Source organism: Aquihabitans sp. McL0605 (assembly GCF_049993875.1).
GTDB lineage: Bacteria > Actinomycetota > Acidimicrobiia > Acidimicrobiales > Iamiaceae > Aquihabitans.
In genome coordinates this window covers 139,576-165,033 of record NZ_CP188252.1, presented here as the reverse complement: position 1 = coordinate 165,033, position 25,458 = coordinate 139,576, and the positions used below count along the sequence as shown (strand labels likewise).

Annotated in this window: 29 protein-coding genes; 20 read left to right on the top strand and 9 right to left on the bottom strand. The window is 70.8% G+C overall.

Features of this window, described 5'->3' with window-relative positions:
* The first annotated feature begins 8 nt into the window (after positions 1-8).
* Positions 9-842, top strand: a complete 834-nt coding sequence (locus ACPPVX_RS00805; RefSeq protein WP_426572978.1) for a crotonase/enoyl-CoA hydratase family protein — start codon at positions 9-11, stop codon at positions 840-842.
* 18 nt (positions 843-860) lie between these two features.
* Here the strand turns inward: ACPPVX_RS00805 and ACPPVX_RS00800 are convergent, their stop codons facing one another.
* The gene (locus tag ACPPVX_RS00800) at positions 861-1,622 is read right to left on the bottom strand and encodes a glycerophosphodiester phosphodiesterase (RefSeq protein ID WP_426572977.1); all 762 of its coding nucleotides are present in this window, start codon (positions 1,620-1,622) and stop codon (positions 861-863) included.
* Positions 1,623-1,700: 78 nt separating this feature from the next.
* Here ACPPVX_RS00800 and ACPPVX_RS00795 point away from each other — a divergent pair, with 78 nt between their 5' ends.
* The gene (locus ACPPVX_RS00795; protein WP_426572976.1) at positions 1,701-3,122 is read left to right on the top strand and encodes an aldehyde dehydrogenase family protein; all 1,422 of its coding nucleotides are present in this window, start codon (positions 1,701-1,703) and stop codon (positions 3,120-3,122) included.
* 16 nt (positions 3,123-3,138) lie between these two features.
* Positions 3,139-3,945, top strand: a complete 807-nt coding sequence (locus tag ACPPVX_RS00790; protein WP_426572975.1) for a transglutaminase family protein — start codon at positions 3,139-3,141, stop codon at positions 3,943-3,945.
* Positions 3,946-3,958: 13 nt separating this feature from the next.
* On the opposite strand, the gene ACPPVX_RS00785 is transcribed toward ACPPVX_RS00790, so the two are convergent.
* Positions 3,959-4,567, bottom strand: a complete 609-nt coding sequence (locus tag ACPPVX_RS00785; RefSeq protein ID WP_426572974.1) for a histidine phosphatase family protein — start codon at positions 4,565-4,567, stop codon at positions 3,959-3,961.
* Between the two features lie 71 nt (positions 4,568-4,638).
* Here ACPPVX_RS00785 and ACPPVX_RS00780 point away from each other — a divergent pair, with 71 nt between their 5' ends.
* The 6 genes from ACPPVX_RS00780 to ACPPVX_RS00755 all read left to right on the top strand — a co-directional run bounded on the left by ACPPVX_RS00780 (position 4,639) and on the right by ACPPVX_RS00755 (position 8,084).
* The gene (locus ACPPVX_RS00780; RefSeq protein ID WP_426572973.1) at positions 4,639-5,394 is read left to right on the top strand and encodes an alpha/beta fold hydrolase; all 756 of its coding nucleotides are present in this window, start codon (positions 4,639-4,641) and stop codon (positions 5,392-5,394) included.
* Between the two features lie 33 nt (positions 5,395-5,427).
* Positions 5,428-6,354: a patatin-like phospholipase family protein gene (locus ACPPVX_RS00775; RefSeq protein ID WP_426572972.1), complete on the top strand. Its 927-nt coding sequence runs from the start codon at positions 5,428-5,430 to the stop codon at positions 6,352-6,354.
* A 180-nt stretch (positions 6,355-6,534) separates the two neighbouring features.
* Positions 6,535-6,726, top strand: a complete 192-nt coding sequence (locus tag ACPPVX_RS00770) for a Flp family type IVb pilin (protein WP_426572971.1) — start codon at positions 6,535-6,537, stop codon at positions 6,724-6,726.
* A gap of 196 nt (positions 6,727-6,922) precedes the next feature.
* Entirely contained in the window at positions 6,923-7,114 is a 192-nt protein-coding gene (locus ACPPVX_RS00765) for a Flp family type IVb pilin (RefSeq protein WP_426572970.1), read from the top strand.
* A 237-nt stretch (positions 7,115-7,351) separates the two neighbouring features.
* On the top strand, positions 7,352-7,543 hold the full coding sequence (locus ACPPVX_RS00760) for a Flp family type IVb pilin (protein WP_426572969.1): 192 nt from the start codon (positions 7,352-7,354) through the stop codon (positions 7,541-7,543).
* Between the two features lie 97 nt (positions 7,544-7,640).
* Positions 7,641-8,084 (top strand): DUF3151 family protein, encoded by a 444-nt coding sequence (locus ACPPVX_RS00755; protein WP_426572968.1) that lies wholly within the window; start codon positions 7,641-7,643, stop codon positions 8,082-8,084.
* Positions 8,085-8,087: 3 nt separating this feature from the next.
* On the opposite strand, the gene ACPPVX_RS00750 is transcribed toward ACPPVX_RS00755, so the two are convergent.
* From ACPPVX_RS00750 to ACPPVX_RS00740, 3 genes are all read right to left on the bottom strand, one after another.
* Positions 8,088-8,852, bottom strand: coding sequence for an SDR family NAD(P)-dependent oxidoreductase (locus ACPPVX_RS00750; protein WP_426572967.1), 765 nt, complete (start codon positions 8,850-8,852; stop codon positions 8,088-8,090).
* A gap of 31 nt (positions 8,853-8,883) precedes the next feature.
* Positions 8,884-9,363 carry a hypothetical protein gene (locus ACPPVX_RS00745; protein ID WP_426572966.1) on the bottom strand — a complete coding sequence of 160 codons (480 nt, stop codon included), beginning with the start codon at positions 9,361-9,363 and terminating at the stop codon, positions 8,884-8,886.
* Between the two features lie 70 nt (positions 9,364-9,433).
* Positions 9,434-10,873 carry an aldehyde dehydrogenase family protein gene (locus ACPPVX_RS00740; protein WP_426572964.1) on the bottom strand — a complete coding sequence of 480 codons (1,440 nt, stop codon included), beginning with the start codon at positions 10,871-10,873 and terminating at the stop codon, positions 9,434-9,436.
* Between the two features lie 125 nt (positions 10,874-10,998).
* Between ACPPVX_RS00740 and ACPPVX_RS00735 the strand changes: the two genes are divergently transcribed.
* The 8 genes from ACPPVX_RS00735 (at position 10,999) to ACPPVX_RS00700 (ending at position 18,881) form a co-directional block, all read left to right on the top strand.
* Positions 10,999-11,769 (top strand): SDR family oxidoreductase, encoded by a 771-nt coding sequence (locus tag ACPPVX_RS00735; RefSeq protein WP_426572963.1) that lies wholly within the window; start codon positions 10,999-11,001, stop codon positions 11,767-11,769.
* Between the two features lie 110 nt (positions 11,770-11,879).
* A complete protein-coding gene (locus tag ACPPVX_RS00730) occupies positions 11,880-13,256 on the top strand; it encodes a glutamine synthetase family protein (protein WP_426572962.1) in 1,377 nt (458 codons plus the stop codon).
* A gap of 97 nt (positions 13,257-13,353) precedes the next feature.
* Complete coding sequence (locus ACPPVX_RS00725; RefSeq protein ID WP_426572961.1) at positions 13,354-14,727, top strand: DUF222 domain-containing protein; 1,374 nt, start codon at positions 13,354-13,356, stop codon at positions 14,725-14,727.
* Positions 14,728-14,795: 68 nt separating this feature from the next.
* Entirely contained in the window at positions 14,796-15,362 is a 567-nt protein-coding gene (locus ACPPVX_RS00720; protein WP_426572960.1) for a flavin reductase family protein, read from the top strand.
* 9 nt (positions 15,363-15,371) lie between these two features.
* On the top strand, positions 15,372-16,616 hold the full coding sequence (locus ACPPVX_RS00715) for a pyridoxal phosphate-dependent decarboxylase family protein (protein WP_426572959.1): 1,245 nt from the start codon (positions 15,372-15,374) through the stop codon (positions 16,614-16,616).
* 7 nt (positions 16,617-16,623) lie between these two features.
* Entirely contained in the window at positions 16,624-17,289 is a 666-nt protein-coding gene (gene mobA / locus ACPPVX_RS00710; protein ID WP_426572958.1) for a molybdenum cofactor guanylyltransferase, read from the top strand.
* A gap of 53 nt (positions 17,290-17,342) precedes the next feature.
* Positions 17,343-17,669: a rhodanese-like domain-containing protein gene (locus ACPPVX_RS00705; protein WP_426572957.1), complete on the top strand. Its 327-nt coding sequence runs from the start codon at positions 17,343-17,345 to the stop codon at positions 17,667-17,669.
* Between the two features lie 3 nt (positions 17,670-17,672).
* A complete protein-coding gene (locus tag ACPPVX_RS00700) occupies positions 17,673-18,881 on the top strand; it encodes a ribonuclease D (protein ID WP_426572956.1) in 1,209 nt (402 codons plus the stop codon).
* Between the two features lie 297 nt (positions 18,882-19,178).
* Here ACPPVX_RS00700 and ACPPVX_RS00695 read toward each other — a convergent pair whose 3' ends face one another.
* Positions 19,179-19,418 (bottom strand): hypothetical protein, encoded by a 240-nt coding sequence (locus tag ACPPVX_RS00695; protein WP_426572955.1) that lies wholly within the window; start codon positions 19,416-19,418, stop codon positions 19,179-19,181.
* On the opposite strand from ACPPVX_RS00695, the gene typA reads away from it, so the two are divergent.
* On the top strand, positions 19,401-21,200 hold the full coding sequence (typA, locus tag ACPPVX_RS00690) for a translational GTPase TypA (protein ID WP_426572954.1): 1,800 nt from the start codon (positions 19,401-19,403) through the stop codon (positions 21,198-21,200). The two genes, ACPPVX_RS00695 and typA, sit on opposite strands and share 18 nt — an antisense overlap.
* Before the next feature lie 39 nt (positions 21,201-21,239).
* Positions 21,240-21,962: a VOC family protein gene (locus ACPPVX_RS00685; protein ID WP_426572953.1), complete on the top strand. Its 723-nt coding sequence runs from the start codon at positions 21,240-21,242 to the stop codon at positions 21,960-21,962.
* Positions 21,963-22,017: 55 nt separating this feature from the next.
* On the opposite strand, the gene ACPPVX_RS00680 is transcribed toward ACPPVX_RS00685, so the two are convergent.
* The gene (locus ACPPVX_RS00680; RefSeq protein WP_426572952.1) at positions 22,018-22,770 is read right to left on the bottom strand and encodes a hypothetical protein; all 753 of its coding nucleotides are present in this window, start codon (positions 22,768-22,770) and stop codon (positions 22,018-22,020) included.
* Between the two features lie 53 nt (positions 22,771-22,823).
* On the opposite strand from ACPPVX_RS00680, the gene ACPPVX_RS00675 reads away from it, so the two are divergent.
* On the top strand, positions 22,824-24,020 hold the full coding sequence (locus ACPPVX_RS00675; protein WP_426572951.1) for a GNAT family N-acetyltransferase: 1,197 nt from the start codon (positions 22,824-22,826) through the stop codon (positions 24,018-24,020).
* A 30-nt stretch (positions 24,021-24,050) separates the two neighbouring features.
* On the opposite strand, the gene ACPPVX_RS00670 is transcribed toward ACPPVX_RS00675, so the two are convergent.
* Both ACPPVX_RS00670 and ACPPVX_RS00665 read right to left on the bottom strand, forming a co-directional pair.
* Positions 24,051-24,257 carry a hypothetical protein gene (locus ACPPVX_RS00670; RefSeq protein ID WP_426572950.1) on the bottom strand — a complete coding sequence of 69 codons (207 nt, stop codon included), beginning with the start codon at positions 24,255-24,257 and terminating at the stop codon, positions 24,051-24,053.
* Positions 24,258-24,306: 49 nt separating this feature from the next.
* Complete coding sequence (locus ACPPVX_RS00665) at positions 24,307-25,422, bottom strand: TIGR00730 family Rossman fold protein (RefSeq protein ID WP_426572949.1); 1,116 nt, start codon at positions 25,420-25,422, stop codon at positions 24,307-24,309.
* Positions 25,423-25,458 lie beyond the last annotated feature (36 nt).

Here is a 25,458-nt window from a genome sequence, read left to right as displayed (position 1 = left end):
GAGGGTCCATGACCGAGCGAGTCACGATCGATGTCGCCGATGGCGTGGCCGATGTGCGCATGAACCGGCCCGACAAGATGAACGCGCTCGACGCCGCCATGTTCCTCGCGCTCGTCGAGGCGGGCGATGCGGTCGCCGCCGACCCGCGCATCCGGGCGGTCGTCCTGTCCGGCGAGGGCCGCGGGTTCTGCGCCGGCCTCGATGTCGAGGCGTTCATGGGCGGCGGCGACCAAGGAGGCGGCCGGCCCGGCGGCAGCGGCGCGGGTGTGCTCTTGGGCGGCCGGAGCGACGGCCGCATCGCCAACGTCGCCCAGCAGGTGGCGTACACGTGGACCGCGATGGAGGTGCCGGTGATCGCCGCGGTGCACGGCGTGGCCCTGGGCGGAGGCATCCAGATCGCGCTCGGCGCCGACATCCGGATCGTGGCTCCCGACGCCACCCTGTCCGTGCTCGAGATCCGCTGGGGCCTGCTGCCGGACATGACCGGGCTGCAGATGCTGCCGCGCTTGGTCGGCCTCGACGTGGCCAAGGAGCTCGCCTTCACGGGCCGCATGATCTCGGGCACCGAGGCGGTGGCGATGGGCCTGGCCACCCGCACGGCCGACGACCCGCGGGCCAGTGCGCTCGAGCTGGCCCACGAGATCGCCGCCAAGAACCCGGCCGCGATCCGCGGCACCAAGGCGCTCCTCAACGCCGCGGGCACGCGACCGCTCGCCGAGTCGTTCCTCGAGGAGACCCGGCTCATGACCGAGGTCATGGGGTCGCCCAACCAGATCGAAGCGGTGATGGCCTACTTCGAGAAGCGCCCGCCGGTCTTCACGGATCCGTCGCCCACCTCCTGAGACGGGCCGCAGACCGCGTCAGTACCAGGCGCCTCGGCTGCGCAGGACCTCTCGGAGGACCGTGGGGTGGTCGGTCATGATCCCGTCGACGCCGAGGTCGAGGAGCTCGTGCATCTCGTCGGGGTCGTCGATGGTCCACACGTGCACCTGGAGGCCGGCCGCGTGCGCCCGATCGACGAAGCGGCGGTCGGTGACCGCCACGCCCTTGTACTTGTGGGGCACCTGGGCGCAGGCGCCCTCGATGCTGCCCGTGGGGAGGCCGAACGAGCCGCCGCGCAGGCGGGCGATGGCCTTCGGTCCCAGCGAGGTGCAGAGGCGGGGACCGAGCGCGTCGCGCAACCGCTCGATCCGCTTGTCGGAGAAGGACCCCACGCACACGCGGTCGATCGCTCCGGTGCGCTCGATGACCGACACCAGGGCGTCGACGGCGCCGTCGTGCTTGGGATCGATGTTGACGCGGAGCTCGGGGAAGGTGCCGATCAGGTCCTCCATGAGCGGGATCGGCTCCCGGCCGTCGACCCGGGCCTGGCGGACCTCGGCGTAGGGGAGCTCGGCGATGACCCCGTTCCGATCGGTGACCCGGTCGAGGTGGTCGTCGTGGAACGCCAGGCAGATCCCGTCGGCCGTGACGTGCGCATCGGTCTCGACCCACTGGTACCCGAGGGCCACCGCGCCCTCGAACGCGGGCATCGTGTTCTCGGGCCAGGCGCCGGCTCCGCCACGGTGCGCGAAGGCCAGCGGGCCCGGGTGATCGAGGAACGGCCACTGGCTGGACGGCACGGCGGCAGGGTAGCGGTGATGCGCGTCAGGAACGGTGATAAGACGCTCGTGCACACCTCTCGACCCCCGGAGCCCCCCATGTCCGATCAGCGTGCAGTTCGCATCGGCACCGAATCCGTCACCACCGCCGAGAGCCTCGTGGTGGTGTCTCCCTTCGACGGCCACGAGATCGGTCGGGTCCCGCGCTGCGGCCCGGAGCACGTCGAGGCGGCCATCGCGGCCGCCAAGGCTCGGCTGGCCGAGCCCCTGCCGCCGTGGCGGCGGGCCGAGATCCTCGATGCCGCGGCGGTGGCCGTGGCCGCCCACCGCGACGAGCTGGCCACGATCATCGCCGAGGAGTCGGCCAAGCCGATCCGCACGGCGCGGGTCGAGGCCGAGCGCACGGTCATCACCTTCCAGTCGGCTGCGGTCGAAGCCCGCACGCTCGTCGGCGAGATCGTGCCGGTCGATGGTGCCCAGCCCGGCGAGGGCAAGCTCGCCTTCACCCTGCGCGTCCCGCGCGGAGTGGTGGCGGCCATCTCGCCGTTCAACTTCCCACTGAACCTCGTGGCGCACAAGGTGGCGCCGGCCATCGCCGCGGGCTGCCCGATGGTCCTGAAGCCCGCCAGCCAGACGCCCTTCTCCGCCATCCGCCTGTCGGAGATCCTGATGGACGAGTGCGGGCTCCCTGCCGGGTGGCTCAACGTCGTGACGGGGTCCGGCGGCACGGTGGGCGACCCGCTCGTCGAGCACCCCGACATCGCCGCCATCACGTTCACGGGCTCGCCCGAGGTGGGTTGGGGGATCGCGGCCAAGGCTGCCGAGAAGCACGTCGGCCTTGAGCTGGGCAACAACGCGCCGGTGATCATCGAGCCCTCGGGCGACTGGTCCACGGCCGCCGCCAAGATCTCGGTGGCCGGCTTCAGCCACGCCGGGCAGTCGTGCATCTCCACCCAGCGGGTCTACGTGCACCGTGACATCGTCGATCGGTTCACCGAGGCGCTGGTGCCCAAGGTCGAGGCGCTCGTGGTCGGTGACCCGCTCGACGAGGCCACCGACGTCTCGTCGCTCATCAGCCCCAAGGAGACCGACCGGGTCCGGGGATGGATCGACGAGGCCGTCGCCGGCGGGGCCAAGGTGCTGGCGGGCGGTGAGCTCGAAGGCGGGGTGCTGCGGCCCACGGTGCTCGCCAACGTCACCCCGGACATGGAGGTGTGCCGGTCCGAGGTCTTCGGCCCCCTCGTGGGGATCATCGCCTACGACGACTTCGACGATGCGGTCAAGCAGGCCAACGACACCCGCTACGGGTTGCAGGCCGCGGTGTTCACCGCCGACCTCGACACCGCGCTGCGCGCTTCCTACGAGCTCGACTTCGGCGGGGTCCTCGTGAACGAGGTGCCGACGTTCCGCACCGACCAGATGCCCTACGGCGGTGTCCGCGACAGCGGCAACACCAAGGAGGGCCCGCACTACGCGGTGCGGGAGATGACGCGCGAGCGCCTGGTCATCATCCAGCGATGACGGGCGGTTCCTCGTCGTGAACCAGCGCGAGCGGTTCTCGGCGCTGGTCCGGGCGCCGCGGGTGCCGCTGGGGGAGGGGTGCTGCGTCATCGCCAGCCACCTCGGCCACCCCGCCGATCCCAGCGCGGGGATGGCCGCGCTCGACGAGCTGGCCACATCGACGGGCGAAGCGGTCGACGGCCGCAGCGGGCGCCGCCTCGAGGGGATCAGCGCCCACCTCTTCGGCAGCGTGGGGCTGCGCGGCGATCGCGAGCACTACTACGACGCCCGGAACTCGATGCTGCCCGACGTCCTGCGCCGTCGGCGCGGCATCCCGATCACCCTCGCGGTCGTGGTCATCGACGTGGCCGAGCGGCTGGGCGTGCCGGCCACGGGAGTCGGGATGCCGGGGCACTTCCTGGTGGGCGACGGGCCCGCGCCCACGAGGTGGCTCGACGGCTTCGACGGTGGGACGTGGCTCGACGCCGATGGAGCGGTGGCCTGCTTCCGGTCGATCCACGGGGCCGGCGCCACGTTCGATGCGTCGTTCCTGGCGCCGACGCCTCGCCCGCAGATCCTGGCCCGGGTGCTCGCCAACCTGGCCGGCATCTACCGCACGGCCGGCGATCCCACCTCGCTGCTGCGGGCGCTCGAGCTGCGCTGCGACATCCCAGGCGTGGGTACGGCGCCACGTGCCCAGGTCGAGCTGGCCGAAGCCCACGTCGCGGTGGGCCGGACCGATGAGGCGCTCCTCGTGCTCGAGCGGCTCCTGGAGCGCGTCGACCCGCGGCGGCGAACGGCGCTCGAGGAGCGGATCGCCGGGCTGCGGGCCGTCAGGAACTGACGCGCCGGGCGCGTCAGCCTAACGGGGTGGGGACCGGCAGGTTGGGGAGGTGGGGCGACTCGTTGAGGCTCACCACCTGCTTGTGGCTGCCCACGGCGACCGCCCGGCTCACGCTCGTGTACGCCGGCTCGAACCACATGGTGCCGGGCAGCGAGAGGATGTCGGAGAGGTAGGCGTTGATCACGCCGCCGTGGCACACCAGCGCCACGCGCTGGTCCTGGTGGCGCTCGACGATGGCGTCGATGGTGGTGATCACCCCGGCGCGGAAGGCTTGGCGTCCGGCCTCGGCCTCGGGGGACAGCCACTCCTCGACCATCTTGTTCCACGCGGCTTCGTCGGCACGGAGCTCCTCGAGCGGCACGTAGAAGTTGAGGTGCGCGTCGAACTCCTTGAGGCCGTCGTCGAGCTGGAGGTCGAGCCCGGTCGCGGCGGCGAGCGGCAGGGCGGTCTGGTGCGCCCGGTTCATCGGGCTGGCGTAGATGGCGTCGATCGGGTGCCGGGACCACCACTGGGCCATCAGCTCGGCCTGCTCGACGCCCTCGGGCGCCAGGGCGGGATCGGCAGGGCCGTCGCCCCCGTCGATCCGAAGGGGCAGTCCGTGTCTGATCAGCCAGAGCTCCACGTCGGCGATGGTAGAGGGCGCCCGACCCCACGGTGACCAGCGGCAGCCGGCGTCCTGCCTAGGGTCGGGCGGTGCACGCTCCTGCCGGCCTCCACATCGTCGATCGCGCGTCCGACGAGGGCCTCGGTGCCCCCGTCGTCGTGGTGGTGCACGGTGCGATGGATCGTGGGGCCTCGTTCGGGCGGATCGCCCGCCAGCTGCCCGACATGGAGGTGGTCCGCTACGACCGGCGCGGCTACGGCCGGTCGATCGATGTCGGCACCGGCACCCTGGACGACCACGTCGCCGACCTGCTCTCGGTGATCGGGGACCGTGAGGTGGTGGTGTTCGGTCACAGCATCGGAGGCGTCATCGCCCTCGTCGCGGCGGAGCGCCGCCCCGACGTCGTGCGCTCGCTCCTCGTGTACGAGGCGCCCGAGCCCTGGGCCGCCTGGTGGCCGCACCGCAGCCCGACGCCGTCGACCGAGGCTCGAGACCCGGCGGACGAGGCCGAGGCGTTCATGCGCCGGGCGATCGGGGACCGGTTCTGGAACCGCCTGCCGGCCCGCACCCGGGCCGATCGCCGCGCCGAAGGGGAGGCGCTGCTCGCCGATCTGGCTTCGCTCCGGGGCCCGGCGCCCTTCGATGCGGCCGCCATCGCCGTTCCGGTCATCGCGGCATCGGGAGGGGAGACCACCTGGTGGCACAGCCGGGCCACCGAGGAGCTGGTCGCGGCCCTGCCCCACGGCGAGCACGCGGTGGTCGCCGGTGCCGAGCACGCCGTGCACCTCAGCCACCCCACCGCCGGCGCCCACCTCGTCCGGCGCGCGGTCGACCGCCAGACCTGAGGGCCAGGTGAGCGGCGGTAGCCTCGGCGGGCCATGTCCCGCATCCGTGACCTCCTCAAACGCAAGCCGCGCCGCACCGCGTTCGTCCTGAGCGGCGGTGGCAACCTCGGTGCGCTCCAGGTGGGCATGCTCCGAGCCCTGTTCGAGCGCCGGATCGAGCCCAATCTGATCCTGGGATGCTCTGTCGGCGCGCTCAACGGCGCGGCCATCGCCTCCGATCCGTCGCTGGTCATGGTCGGCCGGCTCCAGGAGATGTGGCGGGGCCTGGCGGCCGAGAACGTCATGCCCGCCGGCCTGTTCCCTGCGGTGCAGCTGGCGCGCAAGGGCGTGGCCATCCACGACAACACGAACCTCCGCCGGGTGATCGAGACCGTGCTGCCGAACACGCAGTTCGAGGACCTCGCGGTGCCGTTCCAGTGCATCGCCACGGCGCTCGTCGAAGGCACGGAGACGTGGTTCGAGACCGGAGCCCTGATCGACCCGATCATCGCCTCGTCCGCGATCCCCGCCGTGTACCCGCCCGTCGAGATCGACGGGCTCAAGTACCTCGACGGTGCCATCGTGAACGACGTCCCGGTCAGCAGGGCCGTCACCTTGGGTTGCGACCGCATCTTCGTCCTCCACGTCGGGGCGTGGGACCGGCCCCGGCCCGAGCCGAAGCGCCCCATCGACATGGCCACCTACGCCTACTGGCTCGCCCGTCGCAGCCGGTTCCAGCGAGACCTGGCCAGCATCCCGGCGAACATCGAGGTCCTCGTGCTCCCGCCGGGCAGCACGCCCATCATCAAGTACAACGACTTCGGGCACAGCGACGAGATGATCAGCAGCGCCTACCAAGCCACGTCGGCCTTCCTCGACGCGGCCGATGCCGATCACAGCGAGGACCTCGCGGCTGCGGTGCCCGGCGTGCGCCAGGAGGACCGGCCGCCGCCGGCCCCCGTGGTCGAGCCCTCCTCCTAGACCGGCCGTCCGGTGCCCAGGGCCCGCGCCGGACGATCCGCAGGTCGAAGAGGCGGAATCGGACAAACAGGCCGATCGACCTATTCAGGATCGTTGTGGGACTTCCGATGGATTACCCGTCAGGAAGCAAGCACCCCGCTGGGGTGACCAAACCACAACAATCAACAGGAGATCACCCCCATGCTGACCAGCTACGAATTCATCGCCAACTACATGCGTGCCCGTTTCGGTGACGACGAGCGTGGCGCCTCCCTCGTGGAGTACGCCCTTCTCGTCGCACTCATCGCCGTGGTGTGCATCGTCGCCGTGACCTTCCTTGGCTCCTCGGCCAAGAGCAAGTTCAACACGGTCGGCTCCTCGATCGGCGCCTGATCGAGGGCTCCTCTGGAGCTTTGGCAGCCGGGTCCTTCGGGGCCCGGCTGCTTGCATTTCCGGGACAAGTTCGCTCTGTGCTTCGCGCTCGATCGTGCGGCCACTTCCTCCTCGGTGTTCGAACCCGCCTGAACCGATCACCCCTTGAACGGGGTGGAACCATTCATCCGAAAACCGATCTGGAGATCAACCCCAAATGCTGACCAGCTACGACTTCATCGCCACCTACCTGCGTGCTCGCTTCGGTGACGACGAGCGTGGCGCCTCCCTCGTGGAGTACGCCCTGCTCGTCGCCCTCATCGCCGTGGTGTGCATCGTCGCCGTGACCTTCCTCGGGTCCTCGGCCAAGAGCAAGTTCAACACCGTCGGATCCTCTGTGGCGAAGTGATCGACTGCCCCTCCGGGGCCAAGTGGTGGCCGGTGGCCGGGTCCCTTGCTCAGGGGCTCGGCCACCGGCCGTTTTGACCGTGTGGCCCTTCAAGGACGAGGAGAGGGCGGCGCTGATATGGATGTCACGTGATATCCGTGTCACCCGAAAGGGTGAGAAATCTCTCAAGTCCATCGCGATATGCGCCGTTGGATGGGTCGTAGTACCCACCTCGTCTTCTGAAAGGGCGTCCCTCAAATGCTCACCACCTACGATTTCATCGCCAACTACGTCCGGGCTCGCTTCGGCGACGACGAGCGTGGCGCCTCCCTCGTGGAGTACGCCCTGCTCGTCGCCCTCATCGCCGTCGTCTGCATCGTCGCCGTGACCTTCCTCGGCTCCTCGGCCAAGGGCAAGTTCGAGACCGTCGGCTCCTCGATCGGCGCCTGATAGCTCCGTCTCGATCCTGTTGATCTGCGTTGTGATGGCCGGGCCTCGTGCCCGGCCATCGTCGCGCCCTGGGCGAGGGTCGCCGTAGGGTGCGGACATGAGCGATCGCCCCGTCACCCTCACCACCTCCGGTCCTCCGGAGACCGTGCTCGACGCCGAGCCGGACGCGCTGCTCCAGGCCCTCGATGCCGCGATGGACCAGCCCGAGGCGGACCGGCGGGCGGCTGTCGCCGCGGTCGTGGCCACCCAGCCCCGCTTCCTCGACGGATGGGCGCGGCTCGGCCAGCTCGGCCGAGACCCGATGGAGCGCTACGCCGCCTTCCGCGTGGGGTACCACCGAGGGCTCGACCGCCTGCGGGCCAACGGCTGGCGGGGCAGCGGGTACGTCCGCTGGGCCCACCCCGAGAACCGTGGCTTCCTGCGCGCCCTGCACGGCTTGAGCGTCACCGCCGGAGCGATCGGCGAGGACGATGAGGCGGAGCGCTGCGCCCTCTTCCTCAAGCAGCTCGACCCCACCTGGCCGCCCGCCGACCTCGACTGATCGCTATCGGGGCTCGTCGGGCACCCGGTACACCACCGCTTCGGGCTTGAGGGCTCCCGTGAGGAGGCCGGCGAGGTGCTCCGCCACCCATGCCGGCGAGTTCCACGCGCCCTCGCGGTGGATCTGCTCGAAGCGCTCGACGGCGGGGAACGCCTCGGGCTGCTGCCGCCGGATCTGGGTCTGCATCTCGGTGTCGACGACCCCGGGAGCCACCGAGTAGCAGTACACGCCCGGCTCCTCGGCTGCGGTGATCCGCGTGAACTGGTCGACGGCCGCCTTGGTGGCGCCGTACACGGACCAGCCTTGGTAGATCGACGTGGCGGCGCCCGACGAGATGTTCACCAGGACCCGGCGCCCGGTGGGCCCCGTCCGGCCGTGGTGGGTGAAGCAGCGGGTCCCGTTCATCACCCCGCCGATGTTCACCGCCAGGGCCTGAGCCACGTCGAGGGGGTCGTGGTCGCGCTGCGGGCCGACCGGTCCCAGGATCCCGGCGTTGTTGACCCAGAGGTCGATCGGACCGAGCTGGCGCTCGACCGCACCGGCGAAGGCCTCGAGGCGGTCGGAGTCGGTGACATCCACGGCACCGGTGAGCGCACGGACGCCCGACGGGGCCTTCGGCTCGGTCCGGGCGCAGAGCCCCACGTCGATCCCGAGCTCGGCGAAGCGAGCCGCGATGCCCTCGCCCAGCCCCTTCGAGGCCCCGGTGACGACCGCGACCTTCCCGCGGAGCAGGTCCGGGTCGAGCTCGAACGATGGGGTGGCGGGCACGGCTGAGACCGTACCCAACGCACCATCGCGGTCAGGCGGTGGCGGCCTCGGATGGCGCTGGTGCCGTGTTGGCGTCGAGGGCCAGCTTGGTGATCCAGGTGGTGGTGCCGCCGACCTCGCAGCCGCGCCACACGTCCTTCGCCTGGGTGGGCTCGGCATCGGGGAGCCGGCCGACCACTTCGCCGGGGGTGCTGCGGCCAGTGCGCTCGAGGATGACGACGCCCTGATCGGTGAACGCCACGATGCGGGGCTTCCACGCCACCTTGGTGACGGTCAGCATCACCGCGATGCTGAGCACCACCATGGCGACGATGGCGATCACCGGCCCGGTGATCGGGATGAGGACGAGGGCGGGCACGCCGCCGAGCAGCGACAGGACCCGAGTGACCGGGTTCTTGCCTTCGTAGCCCACGGTGGCCCAGCGGACCTGCTCGTCGGGACCGACCGCCTCCTGGCACGTGGCGGCCAGCTCGGCGCTGGCCGTCGCGATGGCCTGCTTCTTGTCGTCCATGCGGGGCTCCTCCGTGGGTCGGACCGGTTCCGATCGGCAGGAGACCCCGAGGATGTGAGGCGTGGCGGTATCAGTCCTCTTCGGAGAAGAAGACGTTCTTGATCTCGGTGTAGGCGTCCATGGCCTGCATGCCGAGCTCTCGGCCCAGGCCCGACTTCTTGTAGCCACCGAACGGCGCCTCGTAGCGGACCGACTTGTTGGTGTTGACCGACAGCGTCCCGGTGCGCAGCGACTTGGCGACGCGGATGGCACGGGTGGCCGAGCCGGTCCACAGCGAGCCGGAGAGGCCGTAGTCGCTGTCGTTGCTGATGCGGATGGCCTCGTCCTCCGAGTCGAACGGGAGGATCGAGGCCACCGGGCCGAAGATCTCCTCACGTGCGATGCGCATGTCGTTGGTGACGTCGGCGACGACGGCAGGGGAGAGGTAGAAGCCGTCGCCCTCGGGCACGTCGCCACCCGACACCAGGCGGGCGCCCTCACCCGTGCCGATGCCGATGTAGTCGAGCGAGGTCTTGCGCTGGCCCTCGGAGATCATCGGGCCCATCTCGGTCTCGTCGCTCAGCGGGTCGCCGACCTTGATGGCCCGGGTGGCCGCCTCGAAGATCTCGAGGAACTCGTCGTAGACGGGACGCTCGACCAGGATCCGGGAGCGGGCGCAGCAGTCCTGGCCGGCGTTGCCGAACACCGACATGGGCAGATCCCTGGCGGCCTTCGAGATGTTGCCGTCGGCGAACACCACCGCGGCGGACTTGCCGCCGAGCTCGAGTGACACGCGGGCGATGTGGTCCGCCGACGACTTGAGGATGGAGGCGCCGGTGGTGGTCTCGCCGGTGAACGACACCTTGGCGGTGCGGCCGTCGGCCACGAGCGCATCGCCGATGATGCCGCCCGGACCGGGCAGCACATGGACGTTCTCGGCGGGCACGCCGGCATCGACCAGCACGTCGCCCAGCAGCAGCGCGGTGAGCGGCGTGAGCGATGCCGGCTTGAGGATCACCGGGTTGCCGCAGGCCAGCGCCGGGGCCAGCTTCCAGCAGGCGATCAGCAGCGGGAAGTTCCACGGCACGATGAGGCCCACAGGGCCGACCGGCTCGCGCAGGACCATGTCGATGCCTGCGTCCTGGACGGGGATGACCGTGCCGAAGTGCTTGTTGGCGGCACCGGCGTAGTACTCGAACGTGCCGGCGCCGGCGCCCACCTCCCAGCGGGCATCGCCCATGGGGTGGCCGGCGCCGCGGGCCTCGGCGGTGGCGAAGAGGTCCTCGCGCTCCCGGAGCAGCTCGGCCACCTTGTGCAGCACCCGGCCGCGCTCGGTGGCGTTGGTGCGGGCCCACGGGCCGCGCCCGTCGTCGAACGCCTTGTGGGCGGCCGCCAGCGCCAGGTCGACGTCGACCGCGCTGGCCTTGGCCACCTCGGCCAGCGGCTGGCCCGTCGCGGGCTCGATGACCGTGAAGGTGGCGCCTTCGGCGGCGTCTCGGCGGGTGCCGGCGATGATCAGCTGCTCGGTCATGTCGGGGTGTCCTCCAGGCGGCCGAGCACGTCCCGGCGTCGATTGCCGGGGCACCCGGCTCGGGCGGCATCATACGGGCGACCGACTACGGCCCCGAATGGGCCACCGAGGATGTGGAGATCGCAATGGCTCGTCTGGATGGCAAGGTCGCACTGATCACGGGTGCGGGTGGCGGGATGGGCCGGGTGGCGGCGCTGCGGTTCGCCGCCGAGGGCGCCAAGGTCGCCGTCGTCGATGTCACCGAGAAGGCCGAGGTCGTCGAGGAGATCGCCGCCGCGGGCGGTGAGGCCATCGCGATCGCCGCCGACGTGCGCCACTTCGATCAGGTCGAGGCGGCCGTCGCGAAGACGCTCGAGGCCTTCGGTGGGCTGACCACGCTCTACAACAACGCCGGCGTCAGCCTCGGCGACGACGATGACGTCACGTCCACCCCGGAGGAGACCTGGGAGCTGACGATGGACGTCAACGTCAAGGGCCTGTGGCTGTGCTGCAAGGCGGCCATGCCCGCCCTGCTCGACAGCGGCAACGCGTCGATCATCAACGTCGCCTCGTTCGTCGCCCACCTCGGTGCCGCCACCCCGCAGCTCGCCTACACCACCTCCAAGGGCGCGGTGCTGTCGATGACCCGTGAGATCGCGGTCATCTACGCCCGCAAGGGCCTGCGGGCCAACGCCCTCTGCCCGGGCCCGGTGCTCACGCCGCTGCTCGCCAAGTACCTGTCCGACGACGAGAAGCGCAACCGCCGCCTCGTCCACATCCCGATGGGCCGCTTCGGCACCTCCGAGGAGATGGTCAACGGCGCGCTGTTCCTCGCGTCCGACGAATCCAGCTTCATGACCGGCCAGTCGCTCCTCATCGACGGCGGCATCACCGCCGCCTACACCACCCCCGAGTGACCTCCCGCCCCCTCGTCCTGGCGTAGCTCCCGTCGTCCACCGACCGGGATCCACCCCAGAACGGCGGGGTTAGTGTCTGCGAGCGCCGTCACCACGTCTGGGGAGAACCAATGGAACGCGTCACGCTCAGCCTCGATCAGCTCAAGTCGATGATCGGGGACGGGTCGGTCGACACGGTGCTGGTGGCCTTCCCCGACAACCAGGGGCGCCTCGTCGGCAAGCGGGTCATGGGGCAGTACTTCCTCGACACCGTGGCCAACGGCTCGATCGAGGCGTGCAACTACCTGCTCGCGGTCGACGTCGAGATGAACCCGCTGCCGGGGTACCGGGCGTTCAACTGGGAGCAGGGCTACGGCGACTTCTCCGCCATCCCCGACCTGAGCACCATCCGCCTGGTCCCGTGGATCGAGCGGACCGCGCTCGTGCTGTGCGACGTGGTGGAGGAGCACGACAAGGTCACGCCCGTGGGCGTGTCGCCCCGCGCCATCCTGAAGCGCCAGGTCGAGCGGGCCGCCGAGCTGGGCTTCCTGGTCAACATCGGCGCCGAGCTCGAGTTCTTCTTGTTCAAGGACTCGTACGCCGAAGCCGCGGAGAAGCGCTACCACGGCCTGGTCCCGCACTCCGACGTGGTCGAGGACTACCACATCCTCCAGACCACCCGCGACGAGTACATCATCCGCGACATCCGCAACGGCCTGCAGGCCGCGGGCGTGCCGGTCGAGTTCTCGAAGGGCGAGGCCGGCAAGGGCCAGCACGAGATCAACCTGCTCTACGCCGAGGCCGTCGAGATGGCCGATCGCAACACCATCTACAAGAACGCCGCCAAGGAGATCGCCGACAAGCACGGCCGGTCGCTCACGTTCATGGCCAAGTACGACATGGACGAGGTCGGGTCCTCGTGCCACATCCACTCGAGCCTGTGGGACCGCAAGGGCAAGAAGTCGCTGATGTGGGACGCAGCCAAGCCCGACAACATGAGCGACACGTTCCGCCACTGGCTGGGCGGCCTGGTCCACGCCTCCCGTGAGCTCGCCCTGCTGTTCGCCCCCACGGTCAACTCCTACAAGCGCTTCCAGCCCGACTCGTGGGCGCCCACCGCGGTGGCCTGGGGCCTCGACAACCGCACCTGCGGCCTGCGCCTCGTCGGCCACGGCCCCGCCTACCGGGTGGAGTCCCGCATCCCCGGTGCCGACGTGAACAGCTACATCGCGTTCGCCGGCGTGATCGCGGCGGGCCTCCACGGCATCGAGAACGAGCTCGACCCCGGCGACGCGTTCGTCGGCAACGCCTACGTCGACCCCGACGTCGAGCACATCCCGTCGACCCTGGTCGAGGCCATCGACCTGTTCAAGCACTCCGACGTGGCCAAGGCCGCCTTCGGCGACGAGGTCCACCACCACCTGCTCAACTCCGCCGAGCAGGAGTGGGCCGCCTTCAACCGCGCCGTCACCGACTGGGAGCTCCGCCGCAACTTCGAGCAGATCTAGGCGTCCGCCGGCCCCTGCCAGCCTCGAAATCGGACATTGCACGAAACATCCCGAAAGGGATGGCTTCGCTGTCAGACCCCCTGCGTACCGTGGGGGCATGTCGACCACCACCGCCACCGCCCTTGCGGCGCTCGAACGGGCGGAAGCGTCGGTCGAGGCGTTGGTCGGGGTGGAGCTGGATCCGGCGGATGTGACCGCGGCGCTGGAGCTCACCCGGCGGATCGAGCACCTGGGGCGCCGGATGTACGCGGTGGAGGTCGGCGTGCTGGAGGCAGTCGAGGCCCGCCGGCTGCACCGGCCGGACGGCCATGCCTCTGGCCGGGTGTTCGTCGAGCAGGCCAACCACCTGTCGTCGGCCGAGGCCAAGCGCCGCGACCGGGCCCGCCGGATGCTGGCCGAGATGCCGGGGGTGGCCGCTGGTCTGGCCGGTGGCCTGTTCGGCGCCTGTCAGGTGGAACGGATCGCTCGGGTCTTCGTGAACCCGCGCGTGCAGATCGAGCTCATCGCGCTCGATGCCCAGATCGCCGTGCTGGCTGCAGCGCTGCGGTACGAGGAGTTCGACCGGCGCCTCACCAACTGGGTGCGGGAGGCAGATGAGGACGGCACCGCCGACCGGTCCCGGCGGTGCCACGAGAACCGGCGAGCGCGCCTCACGCAGGACTTCGACGGCGGCTGGGAGCTCCTCGCCCAGCTGGGCAACCTGTCGGGCGCGCAGATGCACACCATCCAGCAGACGTTCGTGCGAGCCGAGTTCGAAGCCGATTGGGCCGAGGCCTACGCCATCCATGGCGAGCGGACCACCATCGAGCACCTGGCACGCACCTTCGACCAGCGCGATGCCGATGCCCTCGAGCACATCTTCCTTCTCGCGGCTGACGCGTTCGCCGCCGCTCCGGGCGGGTCCCGGATCGATCTGTCGATCGTGATGGACCATCTCACCTTCGAGCGCGAGGTCGAGCGGGCCGCGGGCGCGCACCTCGATCCGCGACCCGCGCCGGACCTCGGCCCCCTGCCGATCGAGCTCGATGACGAGCCGCTCGATGACGTCGAGGCAGAGGACGAGGAGCGGCACCCTGGCAACCGGTTCCGGTGCGAGACGATCGAGGGTCATCCGATCGACCCGACCGAGGCGTTCGCGGCGGGGCTGGTCGGGAAGGTCCGGCGGACGGTGGTGGGGTGGGACGGGGTCGTGCTCGATCAGTCGGGGCTCCACACCTTGTTCACGGGTTCCCTGCGCCACGCGGTGACGGTGTCGTCGAGCCGGTGCTACTGGCCGGGCTGCAACGTGTCGGTCCGGCATTGCCAGATCGACCACCTCGAACCGAGGCGGGCCGGTGGGAGGACCAACCCCGGCAACGGGGCACCCGCTTGTGGCCGGCACAACCGACTGAAGGAGCACGGCTTCACGGTCTTCCGCGACCGCCGAGGGAACCTCCACGTCCTGCGTCCCGACGGCACCGAGATCGAGTAGCTCCTCTCCGCCACCCCGGCTCCGGCCGGGGCCGCGGCGCGCCCGCTCACCTCGGTACCCTCGGCGCCATGGCTGCTGCTGGTGGTACTGGTCCTGTCGGTCCCTATCCAGGACGGGTCGGCGACTCCGAGGAAGCCCGCGATGAGTACGACCGGCTGCGGCGGCGGGTGCTGTGGACGATGCCCTCAGGGCTGTACCTGATCGGGTCGCGCGCGGGGGAGCGGCGGAACCTGATGACCGCCAACTGGGTCACGCAGGTGTCGTTCGAGCCGAAGCTGATCGGCGTCGGCATCGAGAGGCCGGCCGTGACCCACGAACTGATCGCCGAAGGCGGCACCTTCACCGTCAACACGATCAGCCGGGAGGACCGGGCCATCGTCCGGAAGTTCACCAAGCCGTGCGAGTGGGACCCCGCCGCGTCGACGCTCAACGGCTTCGCGGTGCACGAGGGCGCCACCGGCACCCCGATCCTCACCCAGGCACCGGCGTACCTCGACTGCGAGGTGCGCCAGGCAGTGGAGGTCGGCAACCACACGTTCTTCATCGGCGAGGTGGTGGACGCGGACTTCCAGGTGGACGACGAGGCCACCGAGGTCCTCCGCATGGAGGACACCCGCATGAACTACGGCGGATAGCTTCCGGACATGACTGACGCTGCACGGATCCCTGAGCACGGACGCGACGCCAAGGAGCTGCTGGCCGACATCGAGGCCCGCCACGCAGAGGACATCGACTGGCGGGGTGGGCGGGCGTTCAGCCTCGTCTACAACGTCGACGACCACGAGCACGAGGAGCTGATCGAGCAGGTCGGCCTGCGCTACCTCCACGACAACGCCCTCAACCCGTTCAAGTACCCGAGCGTCCTCCAGATGGAGCTCGACGTGATCGCCATGGCCGCCCAGCTGCTCGGTACCCAGCCCGACGCCGGGTCGATGAGCTCGGGCGGCACCGAGAGCATCTTCTTGGCCGTGCAGGTCGCCCGCGACCACGCCCGCACCGTGCGCGGCATCGCCGAGCCGCAGCTGCTGACGCCGTCGACGGCCCACCCGGCCTTCGCCAAGGCGGCCAAGTACCTCGACATCGAGCACATCCTCGTCCCCGTGGGCGATGACGGCCGGGCCGACGTGGCCGCCACCGAGGCGGCCATCACCGACCGCACCGGACTGATCGTCGGGTCGGCGCCGTGCTACCCGTACGGCGTCATCGACCCGATCACCGACCTGGCCGCCATGGCCATGGAACGAGAGATCCTCTTCCACACCGACGCCTGCCTCGGCGGCTGGATCCTCCCGTGGTGGGAGCGGCTCGGCGAGGACGTGGCTCCCTGGGACTTCCGCGTGCCCGGGGTGACGTCGATCTCCGCCGACATCCACAAGTACGGCTACACGTTCAAGGGCGCGTCCACGGTCCTCTACAAGAGCCGGGACCTCCTCCAGCTCCAGTTCTTCTGGTACGACGAGTGGCCCGGGGGCCTCTACGCCTCGGGCACCGCGGCCGGCACCCGCTCCGCAGCCCCGATCGCCGGAGCGTGGGCAGCCATCAACCACCTGGGCGAAGACGGGTACCTCCGGTTGACCGAGATCGTGCGCGAGACGAGCCACCGGCTCCAGGCGGGCATCGAGGCCATCGACGGCCTGCGCCTCACCCACCAGCCCGACCTGTCGCTGTTCGAGTTCGGGTCCGACACGCTCGACATCGGGGCCATCGGCGACGTGATGGACGACCGCGGCTGGAACCTCGATCGCCAGCAGGGGGGCCTCCACCTCATGATCTCGCCGTACCACGCCCGCATCGTCGACCGGTTCCTTGCGGACCTGGCCGACGCGGTCGCCGCCCACGGCGAGAGCCGCGGCGTCGAAGCCTCCTACGGCGGCCTGCCGGGGGCCTGACCCGGCCGTGACCGAGGTGGTGGGCGCCGTGCTGGTCGGAGGGGCCAGCTCCCGCATGGGCACCGACAAGGCGCTGCTGCCGCTCGACGGCACCGCGATGGCCCACCGAGTGGCGGCCGCGCTGGTGGCTGGCGGCGCCGGCGCGATCGAGCTGATCGGCCGCGACCCGGCTCTCGGCCGGGCGCTCGATCTCCACGACCTCGTCGACGGCTGGGGCACCCGTGACGATCGTTGGAAGGGGATCGGGCCGCTGGGCGGCCTCGCCACCGCCGTCCTCGAGGCGCGTCCGGCGCACGGGTCCGCCGATCCGGCACGGGCCGGCGACGACGTCATCGTGGTGGTGGCGGCGTGCGACCAGCCCAACCTCACCGGACCGCTCGTGCGGCGCCTGGTCGACGCCCTGCTGGCGGCGCCCTCCACCATCGGCGCGGCGGCCGCGATCACGGCGGACGGTCGGCGCCACCCGCTCCCGTCGGCGTGGCGCGCCTCGGCCGGGCCCGCACTCGTCGCCCTGATCGACGGGGGTGCCCGGCGCGCCGATGCGGGGTTCGGTGCGGTCGGTGTGATCGACGTCGCGGCGGACGACGAGGTGCTCATCGACCTCGACACGCCTGACGACGTGCACAGATGGCTCGACGGGCGTCGTCCGCCTGCGGAGCGCGCTCCCGAGTGACGGGCGTCTCGCCCCGTACACTGCTTCCACGCCCCTTCGACCCGGAGAGACCCTTGGACGTACCTGAGATCGACATCGCCGAGGCGGCCAGCCGGATCGCGGCCGGGACCCCGGTCATCGACGTCCGGGAGCTCGACGAGTACCTCGACGGCCACGTGCCGGGGGCGCCGCTCATCTCGCTCGCCACCGTGCCCGACCACCTCGACCAGATCCCCACCGAGGGCGAGGTCCTGATCATCTGCAAGGTGGGGGGCCGCAGCCGCCGGGCTGCGGAGTACCTGCGGGCGCAGGGGATCGATGCCATCAACATCGCCGGCGGGACCATGGCCTGGATCGACGAGGGCCACCCGGTGGTCGACGGCGAAGATCCCGGCTCCTGACCCGTGGCCTGGGAACGCAGCGATCCAGGGCCCCAGACCGGGGTGGGCAACGAGGACGACGACCACGTCTGGGTCGATGACGACGCCGCGTTCGGGGCGATCATCGACGAGCTGCTGCAGGTCGAGGCGTTCGGCATCGACACCGAGTTCCACCGCGAGCGCACCTACTACCCGCAGCTGGCGCTGATCCAGCTCTCCTGGAACGACCAGAAGGCGCTGGTCGACCCGTTCGCGGTCGACATGAGCGCCTTCGCCCGGGCGCTGGAAGGCCCCGCGGTCGTGGTGATGCACGCGGCCAGCCAGGACCTCGAGGTGCTCGACCTCGCGTGCGGCGCCCTGCCCCGCCAGCTCTTCGACACGCAGATCGCGGCCGGGTTCGTCGGCCACTCCCTGCCCAGCCTCGCGGCGCTGGTCGAGCGCTTCTACAACGTGCACCTGCCCAAGGGCGACCGCCTCACCGACTGGCTCCGCCGGCCCCTCGGCGGCGATCAGCGCCGCTACGCCGCGGCCGACGTCGAGTACCTGCTCGGGTTGCGCACGCAGCTCTGCGACCTCCTCGCCGAGCGGGGCCGCCTCGACTGGGCCCTGGCCGAGTGCGAGGTCATGCGGGCCAAGGGCCGCGTCGTGCGGGCTCCGGAGGACGCGTGGCTCCGCATCAAGGAGGCCCGAACCCTGCGAGGCGAGGTAGCCGCCGTCGCCCGGTCCGTCGCCGCCTGGCGCGAGCGGCGGGCGGCCGAGCTGGATCAGCCGGTGCGGTTCGTGTTCTCCGACCTCGCCGTGGTGGGCGTCGCCCAGCGGCGGCCCAAGACGATCGAGGATCTGCGCCGCATCCGGGGCGTCGACGAGCGCCACGCCAAGGGCAAGGTGGGCGAGGCGGTCCTGGCGGCCGTCGAGGCGGGTCGGGGTCAGACGGTCAGCCGTCCTGACGGTCCCACCTACGACCTGGACCGCCGGCTGCGGCCGGCGGTGTCGCTGGTGGCCGCCTGGGTCAGCCAGCTCTCGCGCGACCTGGAGATCGAGACCTCCCTGGTGGCCACCCGGTCCGACATCGAGGCGCTCCTGGCCGGCGATCCCGCCGCCCGGCTGGCCGTGGGCTGGCGGGCGGAGCTGGTGGGCGAGCGCATCCGCCGCCTGGTCGAGGGTGAGGCTGCGCTCGCCTTCGACGGCTCCGGGAACCTGGTGCTCGAGGATCGCCGCGTCCCGCCCACCTGACGCGGCCCGGTCACCCGCCTGCCACGTCCCTGTCGCGGCCCTGCCACCAGGGGTTCATCCGCAGCACGGGGACCCCACGCCAGCCACCGACGACGGTCGGGGAGGCCCGTGAAGCCCCCGTGGACAAGGGCGCGAAACGTGCTGCCACCTGGTGATCTCACCGAATGCGGCGCTCAGGCCGCGTTCCGGTACACTTGCCCTTCGGATTACGCCACCTCTTCGGGAGTTTGGCCCATGAAAAAGGGTCGTCACCGCCGTTACGAAGAAGCTCGGGAGCTGAAGCGCTCATCGGAGCCATCATTCAACGATTTGATTGATCGCGCAGATGAGCGTTCCTGCCCTGAGTGCGGCGCCGATCCTGGTCACGACCACGCCGGTTGGTGCATGGCGCTGACCGACGATGCTCAGCAGGAAGCCGACGACTGGGCCTGAGCCCGTCGTCTCCTGCGCTTCCGCTCCCGCTCCCAACTGCAAACAGGTCCTCTCGTGTCTTTTTCCGCGCTCCGCAACGTCGCCCTCGTGGCGCACGTCGACCATGGCAAGACCACCCTGGTCGATGCGCTGCTGCGTTCCACCGGCGTGTTCTCGTCCCACCAGACCGGTGGGCTCGTCGACCGGGTGATGGACTCGAACGACCAGGAGCGCGAGCGGGGGATCACCATCCTCGCCAAGGCCGCCTCCGTGCAGTACGGCGATGTGAAGATCAACCTGGTCGACACGCCCGGCCACGCCGACTTCGGCGGTGAGGTCGAGCGGTCGCTCGAGCTGGTCGACGGCGTGATCCTGCTGGTCGACGCGGCAGAGGGGCCGCTCCCGCAGACCCGCTACGTGCTCTCCAAGGCCCTCGCGGCCGGGCTGCCCTCGATCCTCGTGCTGAACAAGGTCGACCGCCAGGACGCCCGTCCCGACGAGGTCCTCGACGAGGTCTACGAGCTCTTCATGGACCTCGGCGCCTCCGACGACGACATCGAGTTCCCGATCATCTCGGCCATCGCCCGGGACTCGAAGGCCGTCGTCGGCATCGGCATGCCGGGCGAGGGCGACGACCTCACCCCGCTGCTGCAGTGCATCATCGACACGGTCCCCGAGCCCAAGGTCGACAAGGACGGGCCGCTGCAGGCCATCGTCACCAACCTCGACGCCTCCGACTACCTCGGGCGCCTCGCCATCGGGCGCGTCAAGCGCGGCACGATGCGCAAGGGCGAGCGCGTGGCCCTGCTCGACGAAGAGGTCATCGAGGGCGGCAAGCCCGTCGAGCGCAAGCTCGGCAGCCTCATGGGCTTCACCGGCATCGGCCGCGACGACGTCGACGAGCTCCAGGCCGGCGACCTGTTCGTGGTGGCCGGGTTCCCCGAGGTCGAGATCGGCGACACCATCGCCGATCCCACCAACCCCGAGGCCCTGCCGCGGCTCAGCGTCGACGAGCCCGTCCTGCGCATGACCTTCGGCGTGAACACCTCACCGCTGGCCGGCAAGGAGGGCAAGTACCTGACCTCCCGCCACCTGCGCGACCGCCTCGAGAAGGAGGTGCTCGGGAACGTGTCCATCCGTCTCGAGGACACCGACTCGCCCGACGTGATCGAGGTCGCCGGTCGCGGTGAGCTCCAGCTGGCCGTGCTCATCGAGAGCATGCGCCGCGAGGGCTACGAGCTGCAGACCAGCCGTCCCGAGGTCATCGTCAAGGACATCGATGGCAAGAGGCACGAGCCCCTCGAGCGCGGCGTCTGCGACGTCCCCGAGGAGCACGTCGGCACCGTCACCCAGGCGCTCGCCCCTCGGAAGGGCACGGTCACCGACCTGCGCCCCGGTGACACCGGCCGTACCGTCGTCACCTTCGAGGCTCCGGCCCGCGGCCTGATCGGCTTCCGCAGCCTGCTGCTCACCGCCAGCCGTGGCACGGCCCTGCTGCACACCCACAACGCCGGGTGGATGCCGTGGGTGGGAGAGCTCCCGCACCGCCAGGGCGGTGCCATGATGGCCGACCGCACTGGCACCACCACCGCCTATGCGCTCGACAACCTCCAGACCCGCGGCGTGCTCTTCGTCGGGCCTGGCGAGGCCGTGTACGAGGGCATGATCATCGGCGAGAACAGCCGGCCCGACGACATGATGGTCAACTGCGTCCGTGAGAAGCAGAAGACCAACATCCGCACCCACTCGGCCGACGAGGCCATCAAGCTGACCCCGCCCAAGGTGGTCACGCTCGAGTCGGGCATCGAGTTCATCGCCGAGGACGAGCTCGTCGAGGTCACCCCCGAGAGCATCCGCGTGCGCAAGCGGATCCTCAAGGAGCAGGACCGCCGCCGCCTCAAGCGGTAGCACCCACCCCATCTGGTTCTGGGCCGTAGCGTTCGGCCCATGGTCGATGTGGTCTTCCAGGATCTGTGCCTCGACGTGACCGCCGGCGGCGGGCGCCCCGCCGCGGTGGCCGAGTTCTGGGCCGCCGCGCTCGACCTGACGATCAGCGGCGCCGGCGGCGAGGACTCGAAGCTCAGCCCACCGGCCGGCGTCACGTCGGCCCGCACGGTGTGGGTGAACGCCGTGCCCGAGGCGATGGAGGCCAAGGCGCGCGTCCACCTCGACCTCTGCCTCCCCGGTGGCGACCCGGCGCCGCTGCTGGCGGCCGGTGCCACCCTCGTGCGGGCCGCCGATGAGGAGCGGGCGTGGCACGTACTCGAGGATCCCGACGGGATCGTGCTGTGCGTGTTCGACCCGTTGACCGTGGGGTCGGGCCAGCTGGGCGTCTACGAGCTGGTGGTCGACGCGGTCGATCCAGAGGCCATCGCCGGCTGGTGGGCCGACCGGACCGGCGCCGCGGTGCACCGCCATCCCGACCGTCCCTTCGTGTGGCTCGAAGGCGTGCCGGGGTTCCCGTTCCAGCGCTGGGAGTTCAACCCGGTCCCCGAGCCCAAGACCACCAAGAACCGCGTGCACTGGGACGTCACCCTCGAAGACGCCACCGTGGCCGATCTCACCGCCGCCGGCGCCACGATCGTGACCGACCCCGCGCCCGACGCGCGGTGGACGGTCCTGGCCGACCCGGAGGGCAACGAGTTCTGCGTCTTCGCCAAGGCCGGCTGACAGCGGACTGCGGCAGACCAGCCACCAGGGACCGTCGGCGCGCCGGGGCGATGCGTCAGCCGTCGTCGCGGTGGCGGACCGCGGGATGGGGGACGTAGACCTCGGTGCCCTTGCGCTGCACCCGGTCGCGGAGGTGGGCCTCGACCATGGCGAAGACGTCCTCGCCCACCATGGCGCCCAGCTCGTCGCCCAACGTCTCGTAGACCGGGTTGGCACCGATGAACGCGTCGTCGGCATCGGTGCACCACCAGTGGAAGTCGTGGCCGCCGTCGCCCCAGTCGCGGCGCTTCCACTCGCGCACCGTCGAGGTGACGTGCCCGAGGTCGTCGGTCTCGTCGACGCGGCGGAGGGGGAGCTGCCAGCACACCTCGGGCATGACATCGAGGTGGCGCTCGCCGGACGCCTCCGCCATGTGGTGGAAGGCACAGCCGAGGCCGGCGCCGTCGAAGCCCGGGCGGTTCAAGAAGACGCACGCATCTTCGACGAGCAGGGTGGTGGTCTCGCCCTCGTCGTTGGTCTGGGTGATGCCCTGGGCCAGCCCCTCGTCGCGGAACTGCCACTGCTCGGCCGTCAGCCGCTCGGCCATGGCCTGGGTGTGGGCGATGTCGTCGGGCCCGGTGAAGTGGGCGCCGTACGAGCAGCAGCCCTGCACGGCCTCGCTGAAGTCCTCGGTGAGCACGCCCTGGCACCCGCGCCCGAAGATGCAGGTCCAGTTGCTGGTGAGGAACGTCACGTCGAAGAGCCAGGTGCGATCTTCGGTGGGGTCGTCGAACGACACCCATTCGTGGAGGTCCTGCGGCTTGGGCACCGGTCGAAGCTACTCCCACCCGCGCCCACCGGCGGACGCCTACCTTCGGGCTCATGGAACTGCCCCTGCGCACCGCCACGGCCGACGACATCGACGGCCTCTGGGACCTCTTCCGCATCGGGTTCGGGGCATCCGAGCGCCGGCGCGAGGAGTGGGTCTCGGGGCTCGACCCCGCCCGTGCCCTGATCGCCGAGGGCCCTCGTGGCGAGGTGGCGGCGGCATCGCACATCCATCCGTTCGAGCAGTGGTTCGGCGGCCGCCCCGTCCACGTCGGGGGGTTCTCGCCCGTGGCCGTGCTCCCCGAGTTCCGCCGACTCGGCCTGGGGAAGGCGGTGACCGCCGGGCAGTTCGCCGATCTGCGCGACCGCGGCGAGGTCGTGTCCGGCCTGTACCCCGCGTCGCTGGCCCTGTACCGATCCGTGGGCTTCGAGTGCGCGGGGTCGTACGTGCACCGGCGGTTCCCGGCCGGCGACCTGGCGGGCATCCGCCCCCGCACCGAGGTGGCCGTGCGGCGGGGCACCGTCGACGACGTCGAGGCCGTCCACCGGTGCCACCTGGCGGCGGCGCCCCACCGGGACGGCACGGTGAGCCGGGACCACGGGTGGTGGGCCCGGCGGCTCCCGCCCGACCTCGAGGGCACCATGCTCTACGTCGTCGACGCACCAAACGCGCCGGGCGAGCTCCTCGGGTACGCGATCTACCGCCACGGCTCCGCTCGCCACCCCTACGACTACTCGGTGGTGGTGAGCGAGGTGCTGGCCGCCGATCCCGACGTGGTGCGCGCCCTCTGGCGGGTGGTGGCGAGCTCCGGGTCGCAGGCACCCGACCTCGACGTCATCGGTCCGGCCGAGGACGACCTCTTCTTGATGGTCGACCACGCCGCGCCCGATGTGGTGCGCAGCGAGATCCGCTGGATGCTCCGGTTGATCGACGCGCCGGGAGCCGTGGCGGCTCGGGGCTGGGCCGCCGGTGTGGAGGGCTCGGTCGACCTCGCGCTCGTCGACGAGCACGCGCCCTGGAACAACGGCACCTGGTCGCTGCACGTGGCCGACGGCCACGGCACCCTCACACCGGGCGGCGACGCCACCGTGGAGGCGTCGATCGGAGGCCTGTCGAGCTGGTGGAGCGGCTACGCCACGGCCACCAAGCTGGCGCGCACCGGACACCTGCGCAGCGCCGACCACCGGGCCCTGGCCACGATGGACCGCCTCATCTCGGCCGCACCACCCGTCCTGCCCGACTTCTACTGACGCCGCAGCCCGGCCGTTAGCCGAGAGCTGTCAGTCGTACGCGTGCTCGTCGGGCTCGCTCAGCAGGTTGATGGCCTTCTCGACGGCGCGCCGGGCCCGGGTGAGGCGCTTCTCGTCGACGGGGTACTCGGTGCCACCGGCATCGATCGATTCCCGCAGGCGCAGGATGGCCAGATCGGCCAGCTCCTCCGCGATGCCCTCGAGCCGACCCCGGATCTCTTCGAACTCTCCAGCCATGGCCGTCGATTCTGCCAGGCCGGTCTGACAGCCGAACCACAGGCCGTGCTCAGGCCGGCGGAGCGCTGGGCAGCGAGTTGAGGGCCCGGACCAGGCGGTGCAGCTCGCCCACCTGGAACGGGTTCCACACCATGGCGAGGCGGGGCAGGTCGAGGTGGTCCCGGCCCGACACTTCGGCCGAGAGCGGTGCGGTGGCCGTGATGGCGCCTTCGAGGAGGCACGGCGAGAACTGATCGTTCAGCTGCTCGATCTCGCTCGTGCTGGGGGCGCTCCGGACGCGGACGATGAGCCGCTTCCCGACCCAGCGCAACGAGTGGTAGTTGCGCCAGAACCCGAGGATCTCGGTGACGGCCGCATCGCAGCTGTCGGTGATGAGGACCCGCTCGAGGTCGTCGTCGGCGACGAGGCCGCGGGTGACGACCTCGTGGTCGATGAACGAGGCGAACCCCTCCCAGAAGGTGCCGCCGGGGGCGTCGAGCAGGACGATGGGGGTGGGCTCGGCCTTGCCCGTCTGCTGGAGGGTGAGCAGCTCGAGGGTCTCGTCGAGCGTGCCGAACCCGCCCGGGACGGCGATGAACCCCTTGGACTCCTTGACCAGCATGAGCTTGCGCGTGAAGAAGTACTTCATCGACACGTGCTTCGGGTCGTCGTGGATGACGTCGTTGGCCCGGGTCTCGAACGGGAGGCGGATGCTCACGCCGATCGACTTCGCCGGCCCGGCGCCCTCCATGGCGGCGAGCATGATCCCCGGCCCGGCGCCGGTCACCACCATCCACCCGGCCGCCGCCAGCGACGATGCCACGTCGTGGGTCTGGCGGTACACCGGATCGGTGGACGCCGTGCGGGCCGAACCGAAGATCGTGACCTTCGGCTGGTCCTTGTAGGGCGCGAACATCCGGAACGCGTGGCGCATCTCCTCGATGGCCGATGCGGTGATCTTGAGATCGAGCCGGTCGGTGTGGTCCTGGCCCAGGTGCACGCCGGTGGCCAGGATGTCGAAGATCTGATCGACGTCGGTGGTGACGCCCGCGCCCGCGAGCAGCGAGCGGATGCGGTCGTCGACGGTGGGATCGTCGGTGTGGGTGTGGGCCGCCGGCTCGTCCGCCGGCGTGTGGGGCCCGATCGGCTGCGCCAGATCCTTGGCGGAGGAAGAGGGGTCGGTCATGAGGTCGTCAGCTTCGCACGGAGGTCGGTGCTGCGG